This is a genomic window from Streptomyces katrae (assembly GCF_000966975.1).
Lineage (GTDB): Bacteria > Actinomycetota > Actinomycetes > Streptomycetales > Streptomycetaceae > Streptomyces > Streptomyces katrae.
In genome coordinates, this window is sequence record NZ_JZWV01000769.1 from 1 (window position 1) to 9,912 (window position 9,912).

At 74.1% G+C, this 9,912-nt stretch carries 7 protein-coding genes; 4 read left to right on the forward strand and 3 right to left on the reverse strand.

The genetic code is table 11. From position 1 onward, the window contains the following. Nucleotides 1-250 precede the first annotated feature (250 nt). Nucleotides 251-475 (forward strand): hypothetical protein, encoded by a 225-nt coding sequence (locus VR44_RS26215; RefSeq protein WP_045950070.1) that lies wholly within the window; start codon nucleotides 251-253, stop codon nucleotides 473-475. Nucleotides 476-566: 91 nt separating this feature from the next. On the opposite strand, the gene gdhA is transcribed toward VR44_RS26215, so the two are convergent. After that, nucleotides 567-1,916: an NADP-specific glutamate dehydrogenase gene (gene gdhA, locus VR44_RS26220; protein WP_045950071.1), complete on the reverse strand. Its 1,350-nt coding sequence runs from the start codon at nucleotides 1,914-1,916 to the stop codon at nucleotides 567-569. A gap of 189 nt (nucleotides 1,917-2,105) precedes the next feature. Between gdhA and VR44_RS26225 the strand changes: the two genes are divergently transcribed. Next, nucleotides 2,106-2,600, forward strand: coding sequence for an anthrone oxygenase family protein (locus VR44_RS26225; RefSeq protein WP_045950072.1), 495 nt, complete (start codon nucleotides 2,106-2,108; stop codon nucleotides 2,598-2,600). 6 nt (nucleotides 2,601-2,606) lie between these two features. On the opposite strand, the gene VR44_RS26230 is transcribed toward VR44_RS26225, so the two are convergent. Together VR44_RS26230 and lpdA are read right to left on the reverse strand one after the other, a co-directional pair. Further along, the gene (locus tag VR44_RS26230) at nucleotides 2,607-3,176 is read right to left on the reverse strand and encodes an anthrone oxygenase family protein (protein ID WP_045950073.1); all 570 of its coding nucleotides are present in this window, start codon (nucleotides 3,174-3,176) and stop codon (nucleotides 2,607-2,609) included. 250 nt (nucleotides 3,177-3,426) lie between these two features. Continuing rightward, nucleotides 3,427-4,818 (reverse strand): dihydrolipoyl dehydrogenase, encoded by a 1,392-nt coding sequence (gene lpdA / locus VR44_RS26235; RefSeq protein ID WP_045950074.1) that lies wholly within the window; start codon nucleotides 4,816-4,818, stop codon nucleotides 3,427-3,429. 275 nt (nucleotides 4,819-5,093) lie between these two features. Between lpdA and VR44_RS26240 the strand changes: the two genes are divergently transcribed. Further along, nucleotides 5,094-6,935, forward strand: a complete 1,842-nt coding sequence (locus tag VR44_RS26240; protein ID WP_052713840.1) for an acyl-CoA dehydrogenase — start codon at nucleotides 5,094-5,096, stop codon at nucleotides 6,933-6,935. Nucleotides 6,936-7,042: 107 nt separating this feature from the next. Next, nucleotides 7,043-9,912: type I polyketide synthase (locus VR44_RS26245; protein WP_245692237.1), on the forward strand; the 2,870-nt coding region annotated here is incomplete at its 3' end.

The window sequence follows — 9,912 nt, forward strand, 5'->3', positions numbered from 1 at the left end:
TCTCCCCGCCCCGCCCTTTCTCCGTTTCCACCTCAGACGCCGGTGGGGCTGAAAAGACCTGGGGCTCCGCCCGGACCCCGCGCCTCAACGGTGGGCAGACGGGAGGCTGTGGCGTATCTTGAACCTGTTCAACTGAACGCGTTCAAAGAGGGGGAGTTCATGGGGGCCGGAAATCAGAAGGTGTCCACCCGGCAACGGGGTTGGTCCGGACAACGAGCCTCCGCCGTCCCTCCACGCGACGCTCGACTCCATGGACCGGTTCCACGACCGGGACCTGAACGTGCGCAAGGAGCGGCTGCGGGACTTCGGCGCCGTGGACGCCGGGATGGTGGAGATGGAGCCCGGCCGGCTCGTGCTCATCGTGCGCATGCCCAGGCACTTCCCGGACGGGCAGACGCAGGACCGGCTCAAGGAGCAGGTGCAGGGGCTGCCGGGGGTCGTCGACGTCCGCGTGTGCACCTTCCACACCTGCTGAATCGGAACGGAACGGCCGGACCGGCCGAACCGCACCGGGCCCGCACCCCGGTGCGGGGTGCGGGCCCGGTGGGCGAGGGGGGAACGGGGCGTCAGATGACGCCCTGGGCCAGCATCGCGTCCGCGACGCGCTCGAAGCCCGCGATGTTCGCGCCCGTCACGTAGTCGCCCGGGGCGTCGTAGCGGGCCGCCGTCTCGTACGCGACGCGGTGGATCTCGCGCATGATGCCCGCCAGTTCGTCCTCCACGCGGTCCCGGGACCAGGCCGAGCGGCCCGCGTTCTGGGACATCTCCAGGGCGCTGACCGCAACACCGCCCGCGTTGGCGGCCTTGCCCGGGCCGAAGGCGACGCCCGCGGCCTGGAAGAGGTGGACCGCCTCCGGGGTGGTCGGCATGTTGGCGCCCTCCGAGACCGCCTTGACGCCGTTCGCGATGAGCGCGCGGGCGTCGTCGGCCCCCAGTTCGTTCTGGGTCGCCGACGGGAAGGCCACGTCCGCCGGGACCTCCCAGACGCGGCCGCCGGGCACGAAGCGGGCCGAGGGGCCGCGGCGGGCGGCGTACTCGCTGACGCGGCCGCGCTCGACCTCCTTGATCTGGCGCAGGAGCGCGAGGTCGATGCCCTTGTCGTCCACCACGTAGCCCTGGGAGTCCGAGCAGGTCAGCGGGTTGGCGCCGAGCTGCTGGAGCTTCTCGACGGTGTACAGGGCGACGTTGCCGGAGCCGGAGACCACGGCGGTGAGGCCGTCGAGGGAGACGCCCTTGACCGCCAGCATCTCGCCCGCGAACAGCACGCTGCCGTAGCCGGTGGCCTCGGGGCGGATCTCGGAGCCGCCCCAGCCCTGGCCCTTGCCGGTCAGGACGCCGGCCTCCCAGCGGTTGGTGATGCGCCGGTACTGGCCGAACAGGTAGCCGATCTCGCGGCCTCCGACGCCGATGTCACCGGCCGGGACGTCGGTGTGCTCGCCGATGTGGCGGTAGAGCTCGGTCATGAAGGACTGGCAGAAGCGCATGACCTCGGCGTCCGACCTGCCGTGCGGGTCGAAGTCGCTGCCGCCCTTGCCGCCGCCGATGCCGAGACCGGTCAGGGCGTTCTTGAAGATCTGCTCGAAGCCGAGGAACTTCACCACGCCGATGTCCACCGACGGGTGGAAGCGCAGGCCGCCCTTGTACGGGCCGAGCGCGCTGTTGAACTCCACCCGGTAGCCGCGGTTCACGTGGACCCGGCCGCGGTCGTCCGTCCACGGCACCCGGAAGATGATCTGCCGCTCGGGCTCGACGAGCCGCTCCACGAGCCCGGCCTCGGCGTACTCGGGGCGCGCCGCGAAGACGGGGGCCAGGGTGTCCAGGACCTCGCGCACGGCCTGGTGGAACTCGGGCTGAGCGGGGTTGCGCCGCTCGATGTCGGCCCTCAGTACATCCAGCCTCTGCTTCGGGTCGGTCACGTCTGATTCCTCTCCAGCGTCAGGGGCGGGCGTGCGGGCCCAGGCGGGAGGGTACCGGGACGCCGGGCCGCTGAGGAGGTGCCGTCTCGCCTGCTGGGCCGGCGGGCGCGTCCGCCACGGTGCGTGGCGCGTTCACGACCGTAGGATCGGCGGCGGCGCGCGGCAGCGGGACACGAGGGGGCTACCTGTATGGAAACGGTACGGTTCGCGGCTCTGGTCGCGGCGACGCTCACGGTGGGGCTGGTCAGCGGCCTCTTCTACGGGTTCTCGGTGGCGGTGATGCCGGGTCTGCGGGCTTCGGCGGACCGGACGGTCGTCGAGACGATGCAGCGGATCAACGTGGCGATCCTCAACGGCTGGTTTCTGCTGGGCTATGTGGGGGCGCTGGTGTTCACCGGGCTCGCCCTGGCCCTGCGGCTGGTGGTCGGCGGGGGCGGCGGGACGGCGCCGCTGGCGGGGGCGTTCGTCGCGTACGTGCTCGTGGTGCTCGTCACCGCCCGGGTGAACATCCCGCTGAACAACGCCCTGGCGCAGGCCGGCCCGGTGGAGCGGATCGCCGACCCGGCGGCCGTGCGCCGCGCGTTCGAGGGGCCGTGGGTACGGGCGAACACGGGGCGCACGGTGCTGTGCACGGTGGCGTTCGGGCTGCTGGTGTGGGCCCTGGTCCTGGACGGGCAGCCGTAGGGGCGGTCAGCGCGCGGTGGCGCGGCCGTGGAGGAGGAGGGCGCGGGTGAGGGCGGTGAGTGCGGCGGTGCAGAGCAGGGTGCGCAGGATGTTCGTGGTGACCCAGGTGCCCTTGAACTTGTCGACCACCGCGAAGCCGGTCATCTTCGCGGCGTCGCCCGCGTCGGCGAGCTCGTTGTTCAGCGGGATGTTCACCGCGAAGGTGATCACCAGGACGGCGAGGTAGGCGACGGCGGCGGCGCCCGCCCACCCGGCGGGTCCCCGTCTGCCCTTGCGGTACTCGACGAGGGCCGCGGCGGCGGTGGCGAGCAGGGCGAGGACGAAGACGCCGCCGAAGAGGCCGTTCCCGTCGATGACCGCGTTGATGTGCTGCATGGCGGTGACGTAGGTGCGGTCGTCGCCGGCGGCGAGGCCGGGCATCACCGAGACGTCGAAGGCGAAGAACAGCCCCGCCATCAGGCCGATGAGGACGGTGGAGAGGGCGAGCAGGGGGCCGGCCGCCCGGTCGGCGGCGGACCTCCCGGCGCCGCCGGGGTGGGTGCCGTGTTCCGGGTCCGCGCCGTGTTCCGGGTTCATGGGTACGTCCTCACCTGTGACGGGTGGCTGGATACCGGCGGGCCCGTGCCCGCGCGCGCAGTGATCCTGGCACCCGTACGGGCTCCGTACCAGCGGTTCGGCCCGAATACGCCGGACGGGCCGGGGAGTTGTCCCCGGCCCGTCCTCTGTCAGGCGGTGGCGGATACCGGCCGCCGCGGCGCGGCGCGGCCTGCCGTCGGTGCCGTCCTGTCGTCAGGCCGCCCTGGCGTCACGGTCGTCCTGCCCGCCCTCAGCCGTGTACGTGCAGCGGCTTGCCCGCGAGGGCCAGGTGGGCCTCGCCCAGGGCCTCGGTCTGGGTCGGGTGGGCGTGGATGAGGCTCGCCACCTCCGACGGCAGGGCCTGCCAGTTGAAGATGAGCTGGGCCTCGCCGATCTGCTCGCTCATGCGCGAGCCGATCATGTGCAGGCCGACGACCGGGCCGTCGACGACCTGGACGAGCTTGACGTCGCCGGCCGTCTTGAGGATCTTGCTCTTGCCGGTGCTGCCGGCGTTGAACTTGCTGACGACGACCTTGTCCTCGCCGTAGACCTCCTTGGCCTTCGCCTCGGTGAGGCCGACCGAGGCGATCTCCGGCTCGCAGTAGGTGACGCGCGCGACGCCGTCGTAGTCGATCGGGGTCACGGGCAGGCCCGCGAGGCGCTCGGCGACCAGGATGCCCTCGGCGAAGCCGACGTGGGCCAGCTGGAGGGTCGGGATCAGGTCGCCGACGGCGGAGACGGTCGGCAGGTTGGTGCGCAGCAGCTCGTCCACGACGACGTGGCCGCGCTCGACGGCCACGCCGGTCTCCTCGTAGCCGAGGCCGGCGGAGACGGGGCCGCGGCCGACGGCGACGAGCAGCAGCTCGGCCTCGATCTGCTTGCCGTTCTCCAGGGAGACGCGGACGCCGGACTCGGTGTACTCGACGCCGGAGAAGCGCGAACCCAGCTCGAACTTGATCTTCCGCTTGCGGAAGGCGCGTTCCAGGGACTTGGAGATGTCCACGTCCTCGGCGGGCACCAGGTGGGGCAGGCCCTCGACGACGGTGACGTCCACGCCGAAGGACTTCCAGGCGGAGGCGAACTCGACGCCGATGACACCGCCGCCGAGGATGATCGCCGACTCGGGGATCCGGTCGAGGAACAGGGCGTGGTCGGAGGAGATGACCCGGTTGCCGTCGATGGTCAGACCGGGCAGCGAGCGCGGCTGGGAGCCGGTGGCGAGGACGACCTGGCGGCCCTGGTAGCGGACGCCGCCCACCTCGACCTCGGTCGGGGAGACGAGGCGGCCCTCGCCCTCCACCAGGGTGAGGTTCTTGCGCGCCTTCAGGGTGCCCTGGAGGCCCTTGTAGAGGCCGGCGATGACACCGTCCTTGTACTCGTGGACCCCGGCTATGTCGACGCCGCCGAAGGTGGCCCGGACGCCGTAGGACTCGGCGCGGCGCAGCTCGTCGGCGACCTCGCCGGCGTGCAGGAGGGCCTTGGTGGGGATGCAGCCGTTGTGCAGGCAGGTGCCGCCCAGCTTGCCCTTCTCGATGAGGACCACGTCCAGGCCGAGCTGGGTCGCGCGCAGAGCGCAGGAGTAGCCCCCGCTACCGCCACCGAGGATGACCACGTCGTACACGCCGTCGGCGGAATTCTCCATTGCTGATGACACCTTTCAGTCTCCTAGCACATGACCAGCGCATGACCAGCCTCCCGGCATGCTCTCATCTCCCGCTCCACGCGCCCGTTTTGGGGGTGCGATACGGGGTGCGGTGTCCAGCGCCTCTCAAGGGCGTGTCGAGGGCCCGTCCCGGTGCGCTCTCGGACGGCTGAGGGGTGGCTCCCGGTCCGCCGGAGGACCGCCCTGACCTGGGCTGTTCCTTGTTACGGTCCCCGTCGTCTCGATTGGTTCCATGGCACGGGGTGGGGTAAACAGTGCGCGGTCGGTTCTCTCAGGCCTGGTCGGACGTCCTGCGGGGGAGCGCGTTCCCGCACGAGGGGCAGGCCTTCCTCGAACAGGTGTTTTCGGCCGATGTCTTCCGCCCCCGGCCGGACCACGGCGGCCGGGACGAGCGGTTCGCCCTGACGTACGAGCGGTTGCGGCACGTCAACGACCGCGTGCGCGAGGCCGGTTCCACCGTCCCCCTGGTCCAGGACCGCGAGCGGCTCTTCCCGCTCCTCGCCTGGTCGGCCGTGGCCGATCCGGCCTTGTTCTACGCGATGTTCCTGCACCACTGCATGACCACCGGAGCGGTCCTCGAGTTCGGTGCGGGCCGGGAGGACCTGGCGGACGTGCTGGAGGAGCTGGCGGCCACCGAGCGGGTCGGGGCCCTGCTGATGACCGAGCTGGGCCACGGCAACAGCAACGCCTCCGTGCGCACCGTCGCCGAGTACGACGCCGACCGCGAGGAGTTCGTCCTGCGCACCCCGGAGCCGGCGGCCGTGAAGTTCCCGCCCGCGGTGGCCGCCGAGGGCGTGCCCCGGCTGGCGGTGGTCCTGGCCCAGCTGGTCGTCGACGGCGCCGAGTGCGGGGAGTTCTGCTTCCTGGTGCCGCTGCGCGACGCGGACGGCCCGCTTCCCGGCGTGGGCGTCCGGCCGCTGCAGCCGTCGCCGTGGCTGCCGCTGGACGGGGCGGTCGTCTCCTTCGACGGGGTGCGCATCCCCTACCGGTTCTGGCTGCGCGACAATGCCGTGCTCACCGCCGACGGCGGTTTCACGGACCCCTTCGGGAGCCCGGCGATCCGGGCGCGCCGCACCCTCAGTCTGATCCGGTTCGCCTGGGAGGCCGCCGTCGTGGGCCTCGCGGCGACGGCCGGCGCGAGCGCGGCCGTCGCCGTGCGCCACGCCCACCGGCGGCGTACCGGCGGCCGGTTCGCCGCCGGCCGGCCGGTGATCCGCTACCGCAACCAGCAGCGGGCCCTGTTCGGCGCGCTGTCCGGGGCGTACGTCGCCCGGCTGGTGGCCGCCGCGACCGCCGGCCCCGAGGCTCCGGCGCTGACCCCCGGGTCGGTGCGCACCACCTTCCTGATGAAGGTGGTCACCGACCGGATCGCCGAGCGGGTCAGCGCCCGCGCGCGTACGGCGAGCGGCGCCCTCGGCTTCCTCGCCGCGAACCGCTTCCTCGACTACCAGGGGTTCGCGCACTCCCTCAACGCGGCCGCCGCCGACAACCAGATGCTGCTCCTGGACGGGGCGCAGGCGCTGCTGGCCGGCACCGCCTACACCCCGCCCGCCGACGAGGCGCCCACCGCCGGCGACCGCGACCTGCTCGACCCGGCCACCTGGGAGACGCTCGCCGCCGTCCGCGAGCGGATCCTCCACCAGGAGCTGGCCGACGGCCTGCGCAAGGCCACCGGGAGCGGGCTGGCCCCCTTCGACGCGTGGAACGGCCTGTACGACCTGGCCGAGCGGCTCGCCGAGACCCACGCGGCCCGGCTGGTGCTGGGCACCCTACGGGAGGCGGTGCGCGAGGTGGCCGGATCCGATCCGGTGACCGGGCCGGAGGCCGCCGGGATCCTGCGGGACCTGCTGGCCCTGCACGCCCTGGAGGAGCTCGCCGGACACGACGGCTGGTACCTGGCCGAGGGCCTGCTGGACGCGGACGAGGTCCGGGGCATCCCCGCCCTCCTGGACCGGCTGTGCGAGCGGCTGGAGCCGTACGCCGAGGAGCTCGCGGAAGCCCTCGGCGTCCCGTACCCGCTGGTCGGGGCGCCGATCGCGGGCGAGGACTACGTGGGCGGGCTGGCCGGCACGGCCCCGTCCTCCGGAACGGCCTGATTCAGCCGCTCTTGAGTCCGCCTCCACCCGTGGTGCGCAGCATCTCCCCCGCACGACCTCGCGCACTACGGATGGGTGAAAAGAAGACGATGGCTGAGTTGGCTGAGTTGGCTGAGCACACGCCCGGTTCCACCCGGAACGGCGGTGCGGCACCCGCCGACAGCCGGATCGCGGTCATCGGCCTGTCCTGCCGTCTGCCACAGGCACCTGACCCCGAAGCCCTGTGGCGGCTGCTCGGGGACGGGGTCGACGCCATCACCCCCGTCCCCGCGGACCGCCCGGACCCGGCCGTCCTCCACGACCCGGACCCGGCCGTACCCGGCCGCGCGGACAGCCGCTGGGGCGGCCACCTGGACCGGGTGGACGCCTTCGACGCCGCGTTCTTCGGGATCTCCCCGCGCGAGGCAGCCGCGATGGACCCGCAGCAGCGCCTGGTGCTGGAGCTGGCCTGGGAGGCCCTGGAGCACGCCGGGATCGTGCCGTCGGCGCTGCGCGGGCAGCACGCCGGGGTGTTCGTCGGCGCCATGTGGGACGACTACGCCACCCTCTCCCACCGCGGCGGCCCGGCGGCGATCGGCCGGCACACCATGACGGGCCTGCACCGCAGCGTCCTCGCCAACCGGCTGTCGTACCTGCTGGGGCTGCGCGGCCCGAGCATCACCGTGGACACCGGCCAGTCCTCCTCGCTCGTCGCCGTGCACCTGGCCTGCGAGAGCCTGCGCACGGGCGAGTCGAGCCTGGCCGTCGTCGGCGGGGTCAACCTGGCACTCGCCCCCGAGAGCAGCGTCACGGCGGCCGAGTTCGGCGGGCTGTCCCCCGACGGCCGCTGCTTCACCTTCGACGCCCGCGCCAACGGGTTCGTACGGGGCGAGGGCGGCGGCGTCGTCGTCCTCAAGCCCCTCGCACGGGCGCTGGCCGACGGCGACCGGGTGCTCGGTGTCGTCGCGGGCAGCGCCGTCAACAACGACGGCGGCGGCGAGGGCCTGACCGCGCCCAGCCGCGAGGGCCAGGAGGACGTGCTGCGCCGGGCCTACGAGCGGGCCGGGGTCGACCCCCTCTCCGTCCAGTACGTGGAGCTGCACGGCACGGGCACGGCGGTCGGCGACCCGGTGGAGGCGGCCGCGCTGGGCGCGGTCCTCGGGGCCGGCCGGCCGGCGGAGCGGCCGCTGCTCGTCGGCTCGGTGAAGACGAACATCGGGCACCTGGAGGGCGCCGCCGGCATCGCGGGCCTGATCAAGACCCTGCTGAGCCTGGGCCGGCGCGCGCTCCCGCCGAGCCTGCACTTCGAGACGCCGAACCCGGCGATCCCGCTGGACGAGCTGCGGCTGGAGGTGGTCACCGGGCTGCGCCCGTGGGCGGAGCCGGACCGGCCGCTGGTCGCCGGTGTCAGCTCCTTCGGGATGGGCGGGACCAACTGCCACGTGGTGCTGGAGGAGGCCCCGCGCGGGGCGGGGGCCGCGCCGGAGGCGCCGCCCGCGCACCCGCTCCCGTACGCGGTGTCCGGCACCACCCCGGAGGCCCTGCGCGGGCAGGCCCTGCGGCTGCGCGCCTGGCTGGACGGGGACGCGGCGGCCGACACCGGCCCGGCCGCGCTGAGCCGGGCCCTGGCCGGCACCCGTACGGCCTTCGAGCACCGGGCGGTGGTCGTCGCCGCCGACCGCGAGGAGCTGGCCCGGGGGCTGGACGCGCTGGCCCGGGAGCAGCGGGCGGCGGGTCTGGTGCGCGGCCGGGCGGCGGCGGATGCCGGGGGCCTGGCCGTCCTGTTCACCGGGCAGGGCAGCCAGCGGACCGGCATGGGCCGGGGGCTGTACGAGGCGTTCCCGGTGTTCGCGCGGGCCTTCGACGCGGTGTGCGCGGCACTGGGCGGCGGGCTCGGGGAGGCCGTCTTCGGGGAGGACGCCGAGGCCCTGAACCGCACCGGGACCGCGCAGCCGGCCCTCTTCGCGGTCGAGGTCGCGCTGTACCGGCTCGTCGAATCCTGGGGCGTGGTCCCGGAGTTCGTCGGCGGGCACTCGGTGGGCGAGATCGCCGCCGCGCACGTGGCCGGGGTGCTGTCGCTGCGCGACGCGGCCGTGCTGGTCGGCGCGCGCGGGCGGCTGATGGAGGCCCTCCCGGAGGGCGGGGTCATGGTCTCCGTCCAGGCGGGCGAGGAGCGGGTGGCCCCGCTGCTGGTGCCGGGCGCGGCGATCGCCGCCGTCAACGGCCCGCGGGCCGTGGTGGTGTCCGGCTCCCGCGAGGCGGTCTCGGCGGTGATCGGACGGCTGGCGGAACTGGACGTGAAGTCCAAGGAGCTGCGGGTCAGCCACGCCTTCCACTCCCCCCTCATGGACCCGATGCTGGAGGAGTTCCGCGCGGCCGTCGCGGGCCTGGACTTCCACCGTCCCGGGATCCCCTTCGTCTCCGCCCTCACCGGCGGCCTGGTCACGGACGAGATCGCGCACCCGGACTACTGGGTGAGCCATGTCCGCGAAGCCGTCCGCTTCCACGACGCCGTCCGCACCCTGGAGGCCGAAGGCGCCACCGCCTACCTGGAGCTGGGGCCCGACGGGGTGCTGACCGCCATGGCCCGCCCCTGCCTCGCCGACGAGGCCGCCGCCGTCCTGGTACCCGCCCTGCGGCGCCAGGGCGACGAGGCGCGGTCGCTGCTCACCGCGACCGCGGGCCTGTACGCCCACGGCGCCCTCGCCGCGCTCCCGCTGGGCCTCCCCGCCGGCCCGGCCGCCCGCGACCTGCCCACGTACGCCTTCCAGCGCGAGCGCCACTGGCTCGCCGAGGCCCCGAACGGGGCCGGACAGGGCCCGGCGGCGGGACCGGGAACGGCCCGGACGCCGATCCCGGCCCGGGCCGGCCGGGCCCCGGAGGCCTTCCCCCAGGCCCTGGATCCGGGTCCCGCTTCAGCCTTCTCCCCGGCGCCGGGCGCCGGTGAGGCGCCGGAGGACGCCCGCCGGGCCGACGCCCCCGGCTCCCCCGCGGCCCT

Excerpts from the sequence above, each read along its gene's own strand:
- lpdA (WP_045950074.1), bottom strand. The coding sequence starts at position 4,818 with ATGGAGAATTCCGCCGACGGCGTGTACGACGTGGTCATCCTCGGTGGC.
- VR44_RS26225 (WP_045950072.1), top strand. The coding sequence starts at position 2,106 with ATGGAAACGGTACGGTTCGCGGCTCTGGTCGCGGCGACGCTCACGGTG.
- VR44_RS26215 (WP_045950070.1), top strand. The coding sequence starts at position 251 with ATGGACCGGTTCCACGACCGGGACCTGAACGTGCGCAAGGAGCGGCTG.
- VR44_RS26230 (WP_045950073.1), bottom strand. The coding sequence starts at position 3,176 with ATGAACCCGGAACACGGCGCGGACCCGGAACACGGCACCCACCCCGGC.